This window comes from Achromobacter sp. CF-sbj1-Ac2-l (genome assembly GCF_052698165.1).
Genome location: NZ_CP199855.1, coordinates 3,549,929 through 3,566,132, shown reverse-complemented (window position 1 = coordinate 3,566,132; position 16,204 = coordinate 3,549,929). Strand labels below are relative to the sequence as shown.

The following is a 16,204-nucleotide window of genomic DNA, read 5'->3' as shown; positions in this document are numbered from 1 at the left end:
ATTTGGATGCCAAATTAAACACTGCGCATGGGGCGGCCACATGGCGAAACTGGGCCAGATTGTTATTCAGTTAGGCCAGATCCCGTCAGGGCATTCAATCGGGAAGCGTGATGCCGGGAACGCCAGCCACCGCTTCGCCGTTCAGGCGATCCGAGAGGTATCGTGCCGGCGGCTTGCCCATTGCCTTGCGGAACATCGTTACGAACCCGCTCGCGTTTTCGTACCCGAGCTCCAAAGCCACCGTTTGCACGCTTTCGCCCTTGGTCATGCGTTGCAGGGCAAGGATCACATGCAGTTGCCGACGCCAGCGTCCGAAGCTCATGCCAATTTCGTGCAGCAGAAGACGGCTCATGCTTCGCTCGCTCATGCCGATGCGAATAGCCCAGTCGGCTTTCGAGGTCTTGTCCGTGGGATCGGCCAGCATCATTTGCGCCAGGCGGCGCAAGCGCGCGTCGCGCGGCATGGGCAGATGCAGGTCTTCGACGGGCGCTTCCACCAGCTCGTCGAGCAACGCGGCAATCAACCGGTCTTCCCGTCCCCCCAGCGGGTATAACTCAGGAAAACCGGCCGCCCGCAGCAGCAATTCGCGCAGAAGTGGCGATACCGAAATCGTGCAACAGTCTTTGGGAAGATCCGGTGTGGCGTCCGGCTCGACAAACAGGCAATAGCATTCCGTTTCACCGGCCCCGCGCGCCGCATGGGGTAAATCTCCCGGTATCCAGATGGCGCACTGTGGCGGCACGATCCAGACGCCGTCTTCAATTTCGCAGTTGAGGATGCCTCGCACGGAGTAGATCAGTTGCGCCTTGCGATGCTGGTGCCTCGCGTTCTCCCAGTCCTTTCTCACCGATGTGGCACTCAAGGCGACAACGGGGCGCGAGACGCTATCGACGTCCCTTGGCACGGTTAGATCGGTGATTGCGACGCGCGACATAGTGTCTCGTAGCGGCTCGACTGGAAAATGAGGCTTTGGCCTGAACGAAAAATATTATGGTCATCTTGCTCAGTTGCGTCCAGCGTCGCCAAAACCAAGGTGCGATTCACCGTGCTGCCCGGCCGTGCTGTACGGGCTGCGGCGGGAGCCGTCGGTTGATCGGGCAGGGTACTCGCCAGCCACGATGTCCGGGACGCCGGTCATAAGTGAGGAGGTGGTGTCGCTTTGCGAACGGTAATTGAAAAAGGCGCCTTGGCGCCTTTTTCATTGCTCGCGTTTGCCTCGTCAGGGCGCGCGGCGTCACATACGGATGTCGGTGCGGCAGCCTACGGCTTGCTGGACGCAAAGCGCCAGCAGGCCGTGCGCGCCTTGCTGCCGACGCTGATCTGATTCGTGTCGAACGACTCGATCAGGGGCTGTCCGCCGACGCAGGCGACGATGAACGTGGCTTGCGTGTCGTAGCGATATGCCAGGCGGTGCGTGGCGCCGGGCGCGAGCCCCAGGTCCTGGGTGACGTAGGTCCGTTTCGTGCGGGAGAACTCGCTGTTGTGCGAGGCGCAGACCGTGCCGTCCTTCTGCCCCTTGGCGGCGTACACATTGCAGTAGCCGACAGCCACTGATGCCTTGCAGGTGTTGGTGTAGGTGATATAGCCGTCGGCCGTCCGCCCTTGCTTGAGACATTCGCTCTGGTTGGGGCCGTAAACCAGCGTCTGGCTTGCCGGCTTGGGCTTGGCGGAGGCATTGGCGGCGGCGCCGGCCGATGCGGTCTTGTTGGCATTCGGACTCGAACTGGCGGCCGCCTGTTTCAGCATCTCATCCCTGGCTTTCTGCAGGGCGCCGAGCTGGCAAGTCCGCCAGGTTTTATAAGGACCTGCGGGAATCCTCCCCAATTCATCGCGGGTGAGGTCTATCTCTTGGTCTATTACATTGGTGTTTTTGCTTGCCTGGAAGCTCTCCTGATAGCGCTGCAGATTTTTATTCAACCCATTGGCATATTCGGGGCCATAAACTTGAATCTGTTCAGCCTCACATGCCGCCAGGGCATATGGGGAGGCCTGGCTGCAGATGACGAGAGCAATGATTCGACTGGCAATTTTCATGGCGGCTGTCCTGCGCGTTGTGCGGTATCGGGATGGGGAACGTGGACGGGGGGGACAATATTCGAAACCCGCCGACGCGCGCATCTCCAAGATTGGGGATGCGCTGCGGCATTTACATCAGCTAATGGCTCGGCACAGATCGCAAGAGTCACGGGTAAGAACGCCCCATCCCTGCGGTACGATCTTCGCTCCCGCAGCGTCCCCCAACAGATCAAGAAAACGGAGAAACCCGAATGCGCATGAAGGCCCTTGCACTGTGTTTGATGACAGGGTTCGCGGCCACGGCTGCGGCCCAGGACAGCACCCTGACACTGCGGCAGGCCTTGAAGCAGATGCCGCAGGTGGTGCTGTCCAGTACCGACGCGATGCAGATCGTTTTCCTGGATGTGCAGGCCTGGCGCGGCCTGGAGCCGGCTGCGCCCTCGGCGGACGGCATGCGGCGGCTGAGCATTGCGCGACAGATCCGGCCGCTCGAATCCATCGGGTCTGGCTTGCAGTCCTGGTCAGAGAACGCGAAGGTGCCGTTCGATGAGGTGGCCTTCTTCGCCGGATTTGGCCGCGCGCCCGCCAACATCAGCTATTGGGGCTTGAAGAACAAGGAGGCCGTCGGGAAGCTGGTCGCCAGCCTCAAGCGCATCGATTTTGCCGCGGTGGAGGGCGATGCGCCGGGCCTCATCGCCAATGACAGCGAGGGCAAGATGAATCTGCAAAAGGCCAACCAGCAGGATCCCTGGCGCGGCATGATGGGCATGCCGAGTTTTGTCCTGCCGTTGAACCGGGCGCTGATCCAGGCGTCTTCGGCAAAGGGGATGCAGATACTGGCCCAACCCACGCCGTCGGTGGCCGATAGCGAAATCGTGGCCGCCTCGCTTGCCGGGCTGAAGGAAGGCGTGCCCGCGGACCGGGGGCAGATCGTGCAGGCCGCGGTCATCTCTCCCATCATGGGCCTGGCCACGGTGGATCCCGCGAAGGTGCTGTTGTCGACGAGTGTCGATGCGGATATCGCCAAGCAGAATCTCAAGGCAGCCGTCGAAGCGAACCGCAAGGGTATTCCGCCGTACTTCTCGGGGATCCTGGCCGATGCCCAGGTCAATAAGCTGCCGGCGGTCGTGATTTCCCTGGCTTACGCCGATTGCGCCACGGCCAGGCAGGCCGTCGACGGGATCCGCGCCGCCTGGAAGCAGAGCATGGCTGGCGCCCAGGATGCCAAGGTGACCGGCACGACGGTGCAGGCCGGCAAGCTGTGCGCCGCGGTCGTGAGGGCGACCGCGCCCAAGGCGGATGATGCCGGCAATCCGGTGCTGGCCGAGGTGATGAATCGGTACATGCGCCGCGAGTTCACTTTGCTGCAGATCGGCACGGCGCCCTGAGCGTAGCCGCGGGGGGCGGGTTGGTGCGGTTTACGCAGCCGCCCGGTCCGCCACCGCAATCGCAATCTTCCCCCGCAACCCATTATTCGCGCTCTCCAGCCGCGCATGCGCCGCCGGAATATCGGCAAGCGAATACACCGCGCCCACGTGCGGCCGCAGTTGACCACGCTCGACCAACGCGCTCAGCTCATCCAGCTTGCCGCGATTCTGGCGTGTGAACACGAAGTGGAAGCTGGTGTTCCTGCCCCAGGCCTGGATCAGATTCTGCGGCTGGGCGATATCGACAATCGAAACGACGCGCCCGAGTTGCGCCAGCACGTCGGGGCTGCGCGATAGCGTGTTGCCGCCGATGGTGTCGAACACGACGTCGACGCCGCTTCCGCCGGTCTCGCGCTGGATCGCGTCGACATAATCTTCCTTCTCGTAGTCGATGACGACGTCGGCGCCCAGGCCGCGCACGAATTCGACATTGCCTTCGCGCACGGTTGTGTAGACCCTGGCGCCGATGGCTTTCGCGAGCTGGATCGCGATATGGCCGACGCCGCCGGCGCCGCCGTGGATCAGGATGCTTTCGCCGACGCGCAGCCCGGCGCGCACCACCAGGGCTTCCCAAGCGGTGCCGCCGACCAGCGTCAGGCTGGCCGCTTCCAGGTGGCTCAACGAGGCGGGCTTCCTGCCGATGATGTTCTCGGCGGCCACGTGGTATTCGGCGTAGCTGCCTGGGCCATCGAAGATCTGCGGGGTGTACCAGACTTCATCGCCGGGGGCGAAGGCCGTCACGCCCGGGCCGACGGCTTCGACCACGCCGGAGACGTCGTGGCCGGTGATGGCGGGCAGGGGCACCAGATCGGGGTAATCGCCACGGCGGACCTGGTAGTCGAGCGGGTTGATGGAGGTGGCGTGGACGCGTACCAGGACCTGGCCGGGTTGTGGAACGGGTTTGGGAACGTCGCGCAGTTGCAAGGAGTGGGGGCCGCCAAAGGCGGTGAGTACGATGGCTTTCATGGAGGGGATCCTTATTTCGGTAAAACGGGATATCGCAAAATGTCGATTTGATGGGTCAAAAAAAAGCAAAGCCGGAACCCTACAGCTCTTTCCCGATGATCTCGGCCAGGGCGCTGATGGCGGCTTCGTTGCGCTTGTAATACGTCCAGGAGCCGATGCGGGTGGCTTCGACCAGGCCGGCGCGTTGCAGCGTGGCGAGGTAGTCGGACACCGTGGACTGCGACAGCCCGACGCCTTCCTGGATGCTGCTGACGCAGACGCCGACCGTATGCACATCTCCCTCGTCCTGCGGGGGGAAGCTGTTCACGGGGTCCTTCAAACCCTTCAGGATTTCAAGGCGCGTGCGGTTGGAGAGGGCTTTGAAGACGTCGAGCAGGTCCATGGGAAGGATGATATCGGAACTTCGCGATATGTCAATATCGCGAGTCACCGCGCGCCAGCCGGTAGATGCGGCCGATCGAACCTGAAAGGGCTGTCACGTAGATGTCGGGCGGTTCCGTCGCAACGGCCAGATTCGAGTGGTGCTCGCCGGGGATGTCCCGCACCTGCAGCAACGCTCCTGTACGGTCCAGCACCCAATAGCCGCCGCCGTTGTACAGGGCGACGTACATCAATCCATCCGGTCCGATGCGAACGCCATCCGGCGTATGCCGCCCCTTGGACGAGGGCGGGGCCAGGGCGTCGAGCCGTGCGAACACACGGGGATGAGTCAAGGTGCCGTCGCCGGCCGTCTGGTATTGCAGGATGCTGTCCGTGCCGCTCTCGCCGACATACAGGGTTTGTTCATCGGCGGCGAGCGCGATGCCGTTCGCATTGTCGAGGCCGCTGGCCACTTCCTCGGCGACGTCGCTTGCTTTGGGCAGGAAAAAGACCTTGCCTTCGCCCGGCCGCTCTCCGGACGCGGTGAAATAGAGGTCGCCCCGCCGGTTGGCGATCAGGTCGTTGGGGCGGTTGAATCGTTCGCCCGATCGCGCCTGGCGGACAGCGCCCAGTCGCTTGCCATCGAGGGAAATGTTCTCGATCACGCCGCCGTCGTAGCAGGCCACCCACAGCGTGCCGTTGGCGGCCGCCAGCCCATTGGCGCCGCAGCCGGGCAGGGCGGCAACCACCTTGTGGCCCGTGGCGTCGAGCTTGTTTACCGTCGAGGCCTGGTAGTCCACGAAATACAGCGTCTGGTTCACGAGAATGGTGCCTTCTGGAAAGCCCAGGCCGTCGGCGACGACATTGATTGCCGTGGATTCGGCGCAGGCGCTGCTCGCCAGGGTCGCGGCGAGCAAGAGGCTGGTGAGAAGTCTGGACATGGAAGGGCTCCGGTCAGGGGATCATGATGACCCGGCCGAAGGCCTGCCGGGACATCACATGGCGATGCGCCGCGCGGGCATCGCTCAAGGGGAATGTCTTGTCGATCGCCACGCGCAGTTCCCCCGCGGCCACGCGCTGCAGCAGTGCCTGGACGCTGGCGTGCACGCGCGCGTGCTCTTGATCCAGGAGCGTCGGGAAGAAAACGCCGTGCAGGCTCTGGTTGCCGCGCCAGAGGCTTACCGGATCGAGTTTTTCCTGGTCGCGCCCGGACACGCCCACTGTCACCAGCCTGCCTTTGTAGGCCAACGCCCGGACCCCGCGCGCCAGGGTGCTGCCCGCGATGCTGTCGACGATGACATCCACGCCACGCCCGGCCGTGAGGCGGGAGATCTGCTCCACAAAGTCGCTGCTGGCATAGTTGATGCCTGCCGTCATGCCATAGGCGCTCAGCCGCGCCAGCCGCGCGTCGTCCGATGCCGTGGCGTACACCGTCGCGCCGGCGCGATGCGCCAGTTGAATGGCGGCCAATCCGAGCGCCCCGGCGCCGGCATGTATCAATACGGTTTCGCCGGCGACCAGGCCGCCTGCCGCAAAGAGGCATTCATGCGCGGTTCCCCAGGCGACGGGTACCGCGGCGGCGGTTACCGTGTCCAGCGTCGCGGGGATCAGCCAGGTGTCCGCGGCCGGCGCGGCGACGCGTTGCGCATGGGAACCCCAGCCCAATACCGCGACGACGCGGTCGCCGGGTTTTCGGTCGCGCACCTGCGCGCCCACGTCCAGGATGGTGCCGGCGCATTGGTATCCCACGATGTGGGGAATCCGCGCCAACGGGCGGATCTCGCGATTGATGAGGTCGCCGCCTTCCACGGAGATCGCCTCGATGCCGATCAGCACGTCATCGGGACCGCAGGCCGGTTCGTCGACTGTTTCGTAGCGGAACACGTCAGGCGAGCCGTTTTCATAATAGACCGCTGCTTTCATGGTGAATCTCCTTCCTGGATCGCTATTGCGCGGAAATGGGAACGATCGAGCCGATGCGCCAGCCCGCCGGTGTGCGTACCGCCACTTCGTAGACCAGGTAGGCGGCCGTGCGCGCGTCGGCGGCGGTGCGCCCCAAGGTGATCCGGGTCGGGGCGTAGAGCTGGGCAACATCCGGCGTCAGGGGAACGATGCGCAGCTTTGCCAGGTCGGGCTCGAATTTCCAGATGCCCTTGAACGTCTCGCGGAAGTGTTCGATCAATTCGGCCTTGCCCCAGAACTGGTATGGCCGGGCGACGAACGTCACCGGGTCGCCCTCGGCGCCGGACGGGGCGAAAACAGCGCTGAAGGCGTCGAGGTCGTGGGCTGTCGCCGCCCGGGCCTGTTGTTCAAAGACCGCTTGCACCTGTTGCCGATCGGCGAGCGTGAATGCGGCGCCGGCGCCGGCGTGGGCGGCGAGCGGCATGGCGCTGGCCATGCCGCCGAGCAGCGCCATTGTGAATGCCGTCTTCATCTTGTGCAGCCGCAAGGCGGCCTGCGGCATCGCGAGAGAGGGGTTCAACATGATTTAGCCTTATATGCCCATATTTGGAGGCATTGACGGAACCTGGGCGCGTCACGCAATGCGGCTGAAGGGGGCGGGACGGGGATTAGCTTGGAACCGAAAGGTCCAGGGTGGTGATGCGGTGCATGATGCGCCGCATCGCCAGCGCGTCTTCTTTGCCGAATACGGCCTCGAACTGTTGCTGGGCGCGTTGCCAGGCCTTTCTGCCCGCGGTTTCCATCTTCACGCCGGCGTCGGTCAGGGTGATTTCCCTTTCCCGGCGGTCCTGCCTGCCTATGGATATGCGGATGAGCCCGTCGCGCTCGAGAGGGCGCAGGTTATGTCCCATCGTTGCGCGATCGGTGACCAGGTGCTCGGCCAATTCGGCGATCGTGAGCGGCCCCCGCGTGGCGAGCAGATTCAGGATCGCGTATTGCGTGTTGCGCAGGTCCGCCTGGGCCAGGCACTGGTCGTAAAACCGGCCCAGGTGACGGGCGGCCTTGCGGATGGCGGTGCTATTGCAAACCCCGGGAGGGAGGTCTTGTTGGCTCATGGGTCGGATCGGGTCAGATGATGGTGCAATATTACGGGCATATAAGTATATTTGTAAAGACCATGCGGCAGCGAGACTGCCGCCAGCCCGGCGTGCCTTAGACTATCGCAACATTGCATTGCGGGTCGATGCGTCCGCTCCCCTATCCATACCGCGCCAGATGACACCTTCATTGTTCCGAGCAAGCGTTTTCGCCATGACCCTTCTGGCGTCCACGATCGTCCACGCACAGCAGCCGCAGGTCGGCGCATGGCGCAAGGTCTCCGATTCCCGGCTCGACAAGCAATTCCATTTTTCGATGCTGCCCGCCGCCGCGCCGGTGGCGAGCAAGTGGGCGGCCTTCGACGCCAAGGCCGGCAAGGTGGTGTGCTGCCTGGTGGTGCAGGGCGAAGCGGTCACCGAGGCCGAGCTGGAAAGCACCTACGACATTCCCGGCCCGTGGATCACCGACCTGACCAACGGTTGGAACCTCGACGCCGCGCCGTACCGGCCGCGCGTGCAGTTGCTGCGCGTCGAAGGGGCGCTGGCCGGGCACGAATTCGGCGGCGGCGCGGATGCGCGGGGCGGCTTGCTGGTGCCGGCCGATGCCCGCGCGGCGGCGCGGGATGCACTGGAGATTGGCGACCAGCGCTACACCGTGACGCGCAAAGATGCTTCGCTGGCCGACGACGATGGCGGCGTCACCACCTACAGCCTGCGCCCGGCCTCGGTTGGCGCGGCATTGAAGGTGGAAGTGCCGTTCGCGACGTATTGAGCATGAGCGATGCCCTGCGGATCGAAGAGGCCCCGCTGACGGGCGACGACATTGCGCTGCTGCGCCGATGCACCCGCGGCAAGACGCTGGCCCTGATAGCCTGCCTGCTCGTGTTCCTGCTGCTGGGCAGCACGATCCTGCTGGTCGGCGTCTTGGCCGTGTCCGAATGGCGCTCGCTGCGCGGCGCCGATGGCGTGATGGTGTTGCTGGTGGCCGTCGGCGCGGGCGTGGGCGTGGCGTTCTTCGGGCGGCGGTTGCTGCGGGTGCCGCGCGCCTGGCGCAGCGTCGCGCGCGCGCTCAAGGGGCGGGGGACCAAGCAGATCGTGTCCGGACACCTGACCGGCTTCGGGCCGGGCGAGAGGCCGGGCATCAGCTACGTGTTTGGCGAACAGCGGGTAGAGGTGGCGCTGCCTTTCTGGAACGAGGTCACCAGCGATACCCGCAGCGGCGCCCGGCCGGCCGACGCCGTGGCGTTGACGGATCTGCCGGTGCGGCTGCACGTGTTGCCGTTGCTGCCGGATGCGCCGGGCCTGTTGCTGCGGGTGGATTACCCGATGAGCGGGCAGGCCTGGACGTCGCTCGAGGAGATCAGCGACGCCGATCGCGAGAACGTGAGACGCGAAGAGCGGGGCGTGCGCAAGTTCTTCCTGCTGGCGGCGCTGGCGCCGCTGGCGGTCAGCCTGTTCGTGCCGCCGGTGATCCTGCTGGCGGCGGTCCTGGCGCTGATGGGGCTGGCGCTGGGCATGCGCAGTCCGCGCCTGAAGCGCGCGCGTCACAAGCAGGGCGTGCGCGGGGTGGTGGAAGAGGCCGTGACGTATCGCCTGCGCACGCCGAACTCGCTCACGGTGTCGCTGGCCCACAATTACCGCGTGGGCGGCGTGATGTATCGGGTCGACCATCTCGGGCCCGCCGCCCAGCCGGGGCAGCGCGTGGAATTCGAATACGTGGACGCCGGCGCGCTGGGGCAAAGGGAGCTGTCTTTCCGGATCGAAGAGCAGCCCCCCATGACGTTGTGACCGCTTGCCAGCCCGGCAGGCGTGCTGAATCTTGCTGACGAAAGGGAGTGTGGTGTGTCCGAACCCATCGATGTGTCCGGCGAACCTGCGGGGTCGGTGACCCGTGATGGCCGTTTCCGGCTGGGCCTGACCGGGCCCGACAGCCATGTGCTGGTCAGGGAGGCGGGGCGGGGGGACCTGGTCATCGGGCCGGCCGGCGTGGACCCGAAGGCCGATCTGCGCGTGGCGCTCGATGACGTGATTCACTGGCCGGCGTTCGATCCGTTCGCCACCCCGGCCGGGTCGCCGTGGCCGCGCCACCTCTACTACCACGGCAATGACAGCGGCTTCCTGCGCTGGTCCGAGCGGCGTCCGATCGAACAGTTCACCTGGGCGCCGGCGTTTGCCGACACGCGCCGCATCGACGCCCGCGCGGCCGATATCCAGACGCTGCAGATCCGGCTCGATGCGGTGGCGGGGCATCTGGACATCACGGTGCCAGGCGGGTTGCGGCTGGGCCTGCTGGGCGATCTTTCCCGGATCGCCGTCACGGGGGCGACGCCGGACATGCTGTCGCTGCATCCCGCGTTGGGCCGGCGCGCCAGCCAGGCGCCGTATGGGTTGCCCGACCTGGGCATGCTGCGGTCGGTGACGACGCTGGCGCTGTACGGCGAGCCGTTGGCGCAGCCAATATCGCTGCAGGGGATCGAGCGCTTTGCCGGGTTGGAGCGCCTGTCGTTGTGGGGCGGCTTTGCCGACTGGGACGCGCTGGCCCGTCTGCCGCATCTGAAGAGCCTGGAGATCCGCTTCGCGCCGGACCTGGCGGGCCTGCCGCCGCTGGACACCTGGCCGCTGTTGGAACGGTTCATTGGCTTTAACGTCGATGACGACGCCGGCAAGCGCTTGAAGGCGCAACTGAAGGCGCGGGAAAAGGTCCGGGCGTGGGCCGACTATACGTCGGTCAGCAAGCTGCGCAAGCCGCAGTGGTGGCAAAGCGAATATGGGCGGCCGTTTTCAGGATGGAGCGGCCGCATGGCGAAGTCGGCCAACGCGGCCTATGACATTGCCCTCGATGCCTTGCAGGGCGCCCGTGACGCCGACGCGGCGCAGTCGGCCATCCAGGCGTTCGCCGGCCATTTCAACGGGATGAAGGGCATCGAGACCGCCGAACGCGAAGACATCGGCGAGGCCGTGTGGCAATTCAGCCAGCTCGCGCGGCTGGCCGAGCTGGGCGTGACGGAGGCGCAGGCGCTGCGTTGGTTCGATGCGGTTCGGGACTATTGACGGCGTCAATGCGTGGCCGCCAGCCCCTCCAGCCGCGCGGCCGGCAATAGCGAAAACACGGTCTTCATCTCGCGCGCTTCCTCGCCGGGGCTGCGTCCGAACAGGCGCTTGAACTCGCGGTTGAACTGCGACGCGCTTTCATAGCCGACGCGTCCGGCGGCCGCGGCGGCGGTGAGATTGTCGCGGATCATCAGCAGGCGGGCCTGGTGCAGCCGGATGGACTTGATGTACTGGATGGGCGAGGTGCCCGCCACGGTCTTGAAATGGGCGTGGAAGGCGGGGGCGCTCAGGCCCGCTTCGCGCGCCAGGGTGGCGACCTCCATGGGCTGCGCATAGTCGTCGTGGATGCGTTGCAGCACCCGCGAGATGCGGCCGAAGTTGCCCTGGCTGGCCAGCGCCGCGCGGATCGCGCCGCCTTGTTCGCCGACCAGCACGCGAAAACACAATTCCCGCACGATGCCCGGGCCGATGATGCGGGCTTCGACCGGCGAGGCCAGCGCCCGCAGCAGCCGCAGCGTGGTGTCCGCCAGCGTATCGTCCAGCGGCGTGGAGGTGATGCCTTCCGGCGCCGGCGGCGTCTGGCCTTCGCGGCCGTCCAGCGAGAGAACCAGGTCGGCGATCGTGGTCGGGTCGAGCCGGATCTGTATGGCCAGCAGCGGTTCCTCGGGCGAGGCGTCGGTTTCGGTGGAAAACGGCAGCGGCACCGACAGCACCAGGTAATGGCGGGCGTCGTAGCGGTAGACCTTGTCGCCCAGGTAGCCGCGCTTGCTGCCCTGGCAGACGATGACGATGCAGGGTTCGTACAGCACCGGGGTGCGTCCCAGCGGGTGGTCGGCGCGCATGAAGCGCACGCCGTCGAGCTGGGACCGGGTGTAGCCCTGGTGCGGCGCGAGCTGGGCGAGCAGGGCGGACATGGTGTCACGGGCGGGATGCGGTGCCGTCATGGGGGAATGCCTTGGCTAAGAGTCTTGGGCATCATTTTGCACCGAATCCGCGATAAATAAAGGGCGAAAAAGAGGAATAGGCAATCATCCCATAGCCCTGTGCCTATCGGGACGGGGCCGCCGCGCCTAGCATTTGATCCTGTAATCCAACCCCTCAGGAGATCAGGAAATGCAGACGATCCAAACCAACAAGATCTGGTTCATCACCGGCGCGGCGCGCGGCATCGGGCTGTCGCTGGCCCGCCAGTTGCTGGCGCGCGGCGACTACGTGGCCGCCACTTCGCGCACGCTGGCCGGCCTGCACAAGGCGCTGGGCGAAGAGCATCCGCGCCTCTTGGCGCTGGAAGTGGACCTGGTGTCCGAGGCCAGCGTCCAGGCCGCCATCGACAAGACCATCGCCGCCTTTGGCCGCATCGACTACGTGGTCAACAATGCGGGCTACGGCCAGCAGGGCCCGCTGGAAGCGCTGGACGACGACGAGGTGCGCCACAACTTCGATGTCAACGTGTTCGCGCCGCTGCACGTGCTGCGCCATGCGCTGCCGCACCTGCGCAGGCAGGGCAGCGGCCACGTCTTCAACGTCGCCTCGATCGCCGGCTTCGCCGGCGGCTACGCGGGCTGGGGCTGCTACGTGGCGACCAAGTTCGCGTTGGCCGGGCTGACCGAGACCCTGGCGGCGGAGACCGCCGAATTCGGCGTCAAGGCCACCGTGGTGTACCCCGGCCCGGTGCGCACGGACTTCCTGAACGACAACAGCCTGGTCATCGCGCGCCGCAAGATCGCCGACTACACCGCGGCCCAGGCCTCGCTGGACCTGCACCGCGAAGGCATGAACGGCCGGCAGGACGGCGATCCCGAGAAGCTGGCCCTGCTGATCCAGGAGGTCGCGGCCCTGGACGCGCCGCCGCTGCATCTGTTCGTGGGCAAGATCGCCAATGACCTGGCCGAGCAGAAGCTGGAGACGGTGCGGGGGGATTTCGATGCGTGGCGCCAGCGGGCGGGGGTGGGAACGGACTTTGCTTGAACGGCGACGCGCCGGCAATGTCAGCGCGCGGGCTGGCGTTGCAGGCGCAGCATTGCCTGCATGCCGGCCAGGAATTCGGCGTCGCTGCTGTGCCAGCGCGCGTTCGCCAGATGCTCGCTGTCGGGACCGGCCGGAAACCGCAGCTGCTCGCTCTCTTCCGTTGCCGCGGCGTGGATGGCCGCGGCAACCTGTTCGGGCGTCGTTACGGCAACGCCGGGCGCGCCCAGTTGCGCGAACAGTTGGGCCGCATACGCCTCATAAGGGGCGGTGACCAGCCCGCTCATGCGCGGCATGCCGTTCGCGGTGAACGCGGTGCTGGGGCCATAGCCGGGTTCGACCAGGCGCACGCGCACTCCTACGGAATGCAATTCGTAGTACAGGGCCTCCGTGAAGCCTTCGATGGCCCACTTGCTGGCCGCGTACGGGGCCACCAGTGGCATGCCCGCGAAACAGACGCTGGACGTGACGTTGATGATCGTGCCCTGGCCTCGTTCGCGCATCAGCGGGATGACGGCCTGGCTCGTACGCATGACGCCGAAGGTATTGGTTTCGAAGACCTCGCGTATGGTTGCCAGGGGCGTGGATTCCAGCGGCGAGAGCAAACCGATGCCGGCGTTGTTGACCAGGACGTCGATCTGGCCGAATGCCTCCAGCCCCTGGGCGATGGCCTGGTCGATGCTGTCCGCGTCGGTGACGTCCATTCGCACGACGCGCACGGCCCCTGGCCCCGAGGAACGGAACATCTCCGGATCCGGGCGGCGCATGGTCGCGATGACGTTCCATCCGTGCGCGGCGAAATAGTCGGCGGTGGCCTTGCCGTAGCCCGACGAGCAGCCGGTGATCAGTGCGGTCCTCATAGTCGCTCCTTGTTCGATAGGGCCATCGTAGATCGGTTGATCAAGACGATGAATAGCGAATAATCTGTAAACCATGCGAGATCGTCTTGATTCAGACCCGCTGGGCGCCATCGTGGCCTTGCTGCGTCCACAAACCGTTCTGTCCAAGTTCGTCAGTGGCGCGGGGCGGTGGGCAGTGCAATATCCCGACTTCGGGCATCCCAGTTTCGGCTTGATGCTGACCGGCGCGTGCTGGCTCCAGGTCGACGGCGCCGAGCCATTCCTGTTCGAGGCGGGAGACTACCTGCTGTTGCCTTCCACGCCGGGCTTCAGGATGGGCAGTGACCCGGAGGCGTTGAAGACGCCGACGATACGCGTGGCCACGACCGAGCCCGTGGCGGAGGTGCGTCACGGCGAGCCGCGCGACGAGGCTGCCGTCAGGATGTTGGGCGGTTTCTTCATGTTCGATGCCGCGAATGCGCCGTTGCTGTTGGAACGGTTGCCGAGGGTGGTGCATATCAAATCGGGCGATCGCGGCGCGGAGCGGTTGCGCTGGATAGCCGGCGTGATTGGCGAGGAAAGCGTGAACCCGCGGCCTGGCGGCGATGCGATCCTCACCCGCCTGGCCGAAATCATGCTGATCGAGGCGTTGCGCTGGCATCCGTCGCGCGCGGGCGGCGCGGCGCCTCCTGGCGGCCTCTTGGCCGGGCTGGCGCATCCGCGCATGGCGGCCGCGTTGCGCCTGATCCATGGCGACGTCGCGCACCGTTGGACCATCGAGGAACTGGCGGGCCGGATCGGCATGTCGCGCGCGGCGTTCGCGGCCCGTTTCATGCAAGTCCTGGGCGTTCCGCCAATGGAGTATGTGCTGCGCTGGCGCATGGCGCTGGCCAAGGACATGTTGCGCCATGACGGCTTGTCCCTGGGAGAGGTCGCGCATGCAATCGGCTACCAGTCCGCGAGCGCCTTCAGCGCGGCGTTCAGCCGCTCGGTGGGGCTATCGCCGAGCGTGTTCGCAAGGAAGGATGCGCCCGGGGACGCGCCACCGTCGCGACCCGTGTCACCGCGACCGCCCGCGCGCCGCCGGCGCCCTGATTTCCCCCGCGATCTCTGACAGCGGAACCTCCCCGAACGCCGTCATCAGCGCCGCTTCGGCCGCCGCCAGCGCGGCGTTGATGCGCCGGTTCACGGCGGCTTCCACCGGGCAGGCGTCATTGTCCTGCGCCGGGCCGACCGCGAACAGGGTGGTGTGCGCGATGGCCTCGCACACGTCCCGCACCGTCAGGGAGTCCAGATCGCGGGCCAGCGTCCACCCGCCGCCCGGGCCGCCGGTGGAGGTGACGAAACCCGCGTCGCGCAGCGCGCCCATCGTGCGGCGCACGACCACGGGATTGGTGTGCAGCATCAGCGCGATGGTCTGCGACGTGGTCGTGCCGCCGCGCAGGTGCATGTGGACCAGGACGTGCAGCAGGCGGGCGAGGCGGGTGTCTCGTTGCATGGATTCGGGGTCGTGGAAATGTGCAACTTTTAATGTTACTCTTTTGGCGAACATTTGTGCCATCTCACGCCTTTATCCAGAGCCGACATGCCCGCAGCCCGCCAACGCTTCATCGAGACCAACGGTATCCGCCTCCATGTGAGGGAGCAGGGCGAGGGGCCGCTGGTCATCCTCTGCCATGGCTTTCCGGAGACGTCGCATGCGTGGCGCCATCAACTCGACGCGCTGGGACAGGCGGGGTTTCACGCGGTCGCGCCGGATCTGCGCGGCTATGGCGACAGCGACTGTCCGCCGGACATCGCGCACTATTCGGCGCTCGATGTGATCGGCGATCTGGTCGGGCTGGCGGACGCGCTGGGCCAGCGCCAGGCGGTGCTGGTCGGCAACGACTGGGGCGCGTCGATTGCCTGGCAGGCGGCGCAGTTGCGCCCGGATCGGTTCCGGGCCGTGGCGGCGCTCGGGGTGCCGATGATGGGACGCGCGCCGATGGCGCCGAGCCTTCTGTTCCCGCAGAATGAGCAGGCGTGGTTCTACACGCATTACTTTTCCGAACCGGGCCTGGCCGAAACGGCATTCGAGCGGGATGCCGAGGCCACGTTGCGCAAGATCTATGTCTGCGCGTCGGGCGCGTTGGGGCCGCGCGATGCGACGACGCCCAATCCCTTCGGCATGGTGCCGCGCGGCGGCGGGCTGCTGGATGTGTTGCCCGACCCGGCCGCGCTGCCCGCGTGGCTTTCCACGGCAGACCTGGCGCAGTTCGCGCGGGCGTTTGCCAAATCGGGATTTCGCGGCGGCTTGAATTACTACCGGAACCTGGACCGCAACTGGCGGGACCAGGCCGCTTTCGCTGGGCTGCTTATCGAGGTGCCGGCGCTGTACCTGGCGGGCGAGTACGACACGGGACTGGCCATTCCCGGCATGCGCCAGATCATCGAGGCGATGCCGCGGCTCGTGCCCGATCTGCGCGGCTCCCAGGTGATTGCCGGCGCCGGGCATTGGTTGCCGCAAGAGGCGCCGGATGCCGTCAACGCGGCGTTGATCGGGTTTTTGCGCGGGCTGTGAGGCGTCGTGGGTAGACGCCTT

General features: G+C 66.0%; 18 protein-coding genes. 7 read left to right on the top strand and 11 right to left on the bottom strand.

Annotated features, from left to right (window positions below; translation table 11 throughout):
- Positions 1–94: 94 nt before the first annotated feature.
- Both ACUDCK_RS16195 and ACUDCK_RS16190 read right to left on the bottom strand, forming a co-directional pair.
- Positions 95–934 (bottom strand): AraC family transcriptional regulator, encoded by an 840-nt coding sequence (locus tag ACUDCK_RS16195; protein ID WP_175166860.1) that lies wholly within the window; start codon positions 932–934, stop codon positions 95–97.
- 326 nt (positions 935–1,260) lie between these two features.
- A complete protein-coding gene (locus ACUDCK_RS16190) occupies positions 1,261–2,034 on the bottom strand; it encodes a hypothetical protein (protein ID WP_175166861.1) in 774 nt (257 codons plus the stop codon).
- A 233-nt stretch (positions 2,035–2,267) separates the two neighbouring features.
- Between ACUDCK_RS16190 and ACUDCK_RS16185 the strand changes: the two genes are divergently transcribed.
- Positions 2,268–3,404 carry a hypothetical protein gene (locus ACUDCK_RS16185; protein WP_244976831.1) on the top strand — a complete coding sequence of 379 codons (1,137 nt, stop codon included), beginning with the start codon at positions 2,268–2,270 and terminating at the stop codon, positions 3,402–3,404.
- 30 nt (positions 3,405–3,434) lie between these two features.
- Here the strand turns inward: ACUDCK_RS16185 and ACUDCK_RS16180 are convergent, their stop codons facing one another.
- The 6 genes from ACUDCK_RS16180 to ACUDCK_RS16155 all read right to left on the bottom strand — a co-directional run bounded on the left by ACUDCK_RS16180 (position 3,435) and on the right by ACUDCK_RS16155 (position 7,786).
- Positions 3,435–4,409 (bottom strand): zinc-dependent alcohol dehydrogenase family protein, encoded by a 975-nt coding sequence (locus ACUDCK_RS16180; protein WP_064528824.1) that lies wholly within the window; start codon positions 4,407–4,409, stop codon positions 3,435–3,437.
- A gap of 79 nt (positions 4,410–4,488) precedes the next feature.
- Positions 4,489–4,791 (bottom strand): ArsR/SmtB family transcription factor, encoded by a 303-nt coding sequence (locus ACUDCK_RS16175; protein WP_054415662.1) that lies wholly within the window; start codon positions 4,789–4,791, stop codon positions 4,489–4,491.
- 31 nt (positions 4,792–4,822) lie between these two features.
- A complete protein-coding gene (locus tag ACUDCK_RS16170) occupies positions 4,823–5,710 on the bottom strand; it encodes an SMP-30/gluconolactonase/LRE family protein (RefSeq protein ID WP_081273685.1) in 888 nt (295 codons plus the stop codon).
- Between the two features lie 13 nt (positions 5,711–5,723).
- On the bottom strand, positions 5,724–6,692 hold the full coding sequence (locus tag ACUDCK_RS16165) for a quinone oxidoreductase family protein (RefSeq protein ID WP_175166862.1): 969 nt from the start codon (positions 6,690–6,692) through the stop codon (positions 5,724–5,726).
- Positions 6,693–6,714: 22 nt separating this feature from the next.
- On the bottom strand, positions 6,715–7,254 hold the full coding sequence (locus ACUDCK_RS16160; protein ID WP_244976832.1) for a YybH family protein: 540 nt from the start codon (positions 7,252–7,254) through the stop codon (positions 6,715–6,717).
- 85 nt (positions 7,255–7,339) lie between these two features.
- On the bottom strand, positions 7,340–7,786 hold the full coding sequence (locus ACUDCK_RS16155) for a MarR family winged helix-turn-helix transcriptional regulator (RefSeq protein ID WP_054415657.1): 447 nt from the start codon (positions 7,784–7,786) through the stop codon (positions 7,340–7,342).
- Between the two features lie 196 nt (positions 7,787–7,982).
- Here ACUDCK_RS16155 and ACUDCK_RS16150 point away from each other — a divergent pair, with 196 nt between their 5' ends.
- From ACUDCK_RS16150 to ACUDCK_RS16140, 3 genes are read left to right on the top strand one after another with little or no spacing between them, the layout of a single operon-like run.
- Positions 7,983–8,540 (top strand): hypothetical protein, encoded by a 558-nt coding sequence (locus ACUDCK_RS16150; protein ID WP_231133086.1) that lies wholly within the window; start codon positions 7,983–7,985, stop codon positions 8,538–8,540.
- A 2-nt stretch (positions 8,541–8,542) separates the two neighbouring features.
- Positions 8,543–9,556 (top strand): hypothetical protein, encoded by a 1,014-nt coding sequence (locus tag ACUDCK_RS16145; RefSeq protein ID WP_144657792.1) that lies wholly within the window; start codon positions 8,543–8,545, stop codon positions 9,554–9,556.
- Positions 9,557–9,610: 54 nt separating this feature from the next.
- Entirely contained in the window at positions 9,611–10,819 is a 1,209-nt protein-coding gene (locus ACUDCK_RS16140) for a hypothetical protein (RefSeq protein ID WP_175166863.1), read from the top strand.
- Between the two features lie 5 nt (positions 10,820–10,824).
- Here the strand turns inward: ACUDCK_RS16140 and ACUDCK_RS16135 are convergent, their stop codons facing one another.
- Positions 10,825–11,763, bottom strand: a complete 939-nt coding sequence (locus tag ACUDCK_RS16135) for an AraC family transcriptional regulator (protein WP_054502328.1) — start codon at positions 11,761–11,763, stop codon at positions 10,825–10,827.
- 169 nt (positions 11,764–11,932) lie between these two features.
- Here ACUDCK_RS16135 and ACUDCK_RS16130 point away from each other — a divergent pair, with 169 nt between their 5' ends.
- Entirely contained in the window at positions 11,933–12,787 is an 855-nt protein-coding gene (locus ACUDCK_RS16130) for an SDR family oxidoreductase (RefSeq protein WP_175166864.1), read from the top strand.
- A 20-nt stretch (positions 12,788–12,807) separates the two neighbouring features.
- Here ACUDCK_RS16130 and ACUDCK_RS16125 read toward each other — a convergent pair whose 3' ends face one another.
- The gene (locus tag ACUDCK_RS16125) at positions 12,808–13,644 is read right to left on the bottom strand and encodes an SDR family oxidoreductase (protein WP_175166865.1); all 837 of its coding nucleotides are present in this window, start codon (positions 13,642–13,644) and stop codon (positions 12,808–12,810) included.
- Positions 13,645–13,717: 73 nt separating this feature from the next.
- Here ACUDCK_RS16125 and ACUDCK_RS16120 point away from each other — a divergent pair, with 73 nt between their 5' ends.
- The gene (locus tag ACUDCK_RS16120; RefSeq protein ID WP_175166866.1) at positions 13,718–14,737 is read left to right on the top strand and encodes an AraC family transcriptional regulator; all 1,020 of its coding nucleotides are present in this window, start codon (positions 13,718–13,720) and stop codon (positions 14,735–14,737) included.
- On the opposite strand, the gene ACUDCK_RS16115 is transcribed toward ACUDCK_RS16120, so the two are convergent.
- Positions 14,684–15,121, bottom strand: a complete 438-nt coding sequence (locus tag ACUDCK_RS16115) for an RrF2 family transcriptional regulator (RefSeq protein WP_175166867.1) — start codon at positions 15,119–15,121, stop codon at positions 14,684–14,686. The genes ACUDCK_RS16120 and ACUDCK_RS16115 overlap by 54 nt on opposite strands.
- 87 nt (positions 15,122–15,208) lie before the next feature.
- Between ACUDCK_RS16115 and ACUDCK_RS16110 the strand changes: the two genes are divergently transcribed.
- On the top strand, positions 15,209–16,183 hold the full coding sequence (locus ACUDCK_RS16110) for an alpha/beta fold hydrolase (RefSeq protein ID WP_054502332.1): 975 nt from the start codon (positions 15,209–15,211) through the stop codon (positions 16,181–16,183).
- Positions 16,184–16,204 lie beyond the last annotated feature (21 nt).

What these genes read in the sequence shown, in the direction of transcription:
- ACUDCK_RS16130 (WP_175166864.1), top strand. Translation starts at nt 11,933, where the DNA reads ATGCAGACGATCCAAACCAACAAGATCTGGTTCATCACCGGCGCGGCG.
- ACUDCK_RS16135 (WP_054502328.1), bottom strand. Translation starts at nt 11,763, where the DNA reads ATGACGGCACCGCATCCCGCCCGTGACACCATGTCCGCCCTGCTCGCC.
- ACUDCK_RS16170 (WP_081273685.1), bottom strand. Translation starts at nt 5,710, where the DNA reads ATGTCCAGACTTCTCACCAGCCTCTTGCTCGCCGCGACCCTGGCGAGC.
- ACUDCK_RS16150 (WP_231133086.1), top strand. Translation starts at nt 7,983, where the DNA reads ATGACCCTTCTGGCGTCCACGATCGTCCACGCACAGCAGCCGCAGGTC.
- ACUDCK_RS16160 (WP_244976832.1), bottom strand. Translation starts at nt 7,254, where the DNA reads ATGTTGAACCCCTCTCTCGCGATGCCGCAGGCCGCCTTGCGGCTGCAC.
- ACUDCK_RS16145 (WP_144657792.1), top strand. Translation starts at nt 8,543, where the DNA reads ATGAGCGATGCCCTGCGGATCGAAGAGGCCCCGCTGACGGGCGACGAC.
- ACUDCK_RS16110 (WP_054502332.1), top strand. Translation starts at nt 15,209, where the DNA reads ATGCCCGCAGCCCGCCAACGCTTCATCGAGACCAACGGTATCCGCCTC.
- ACUDCK_RS16125 (WP_175166865.1), bottom strand. Translation starts at nt 13,644, where the DNA reads ATGAGGACCGCACTGATCACCGGCTGCTCGTCGGGCTACGGCAAGGCC.
- ACUDCK_RS16115 (WP_175166867.1), bottom strand. Translation starts at nt 15,121, where the DNA reads ATGCAACGAGACACCCGCCTCGCCCGCCTGCTGCACGTCCTGGTCCAC.
- ACUDCK_RS16185 (WP_244976831.1), top strand. Translation starts at nt 2,268, where the DNA reads ATGCGCATGAAGGCCCTTGCACTGTGTTTGATGACAGGGTTCGCGGCC.
- ACUDCK_RS16195 (WP_175166860.1), bottom strand. Translation starts at nt 934, where the DNA reads ATGTCGCGCGTCGCAATCACCGATCTAACCGTGCCAAGGGACGTCGAT.
- ACUDCK_RS16165 (WP_175166862.1), bottom strand. Translation starts at nt 6,692, where the DNA reads ATGAAAGCAGCGGTCTATTATGAAAACGGCTCGCCTGACGTGTTCCGC.
- ACUDCK_RS16155 (WP_054415657.1), bottom strand. Translation starts at nt 7,786, where the DNA reads ATGAGCCAACAAGACCTCCCTCCCGGGGTTTGCAATAGCACCGCCATC.
- ACUDCK_RS16180 (WP_064528824.1), bottom strand. Translation starts at nt 4,409, where the DNA reads ATGAAAGCCATCGTACTCACCGCCTTTGGCGGCCCCCACTCCTTGCAA.
- ACUDCK_RS16175 (WP_054415662.1), bottom strand. Translation starts at nt 4,791, where the DNA reads ATGGACCTGCTCGACGTCTTCAAAGCCCTCTCCAACCGCACGCGCCTT.
- ACUDCK_RS16190 (WP_175166861.1), bottom strand. Translation starts at nt 2,034, where the DNA reads ATGAAAATTGCCAGTCGAATCATTGCTCTCGTCATCTGCAGCCAGGCC.
- ACUDCK_RS16120 (WP_175166866.1), top strand. Translation starts at nt 13,718, where the DNA reads ATGCGAGATCGTCTTGATTCAGACCCGCTGGGCGCCATCGTGGCCTTG.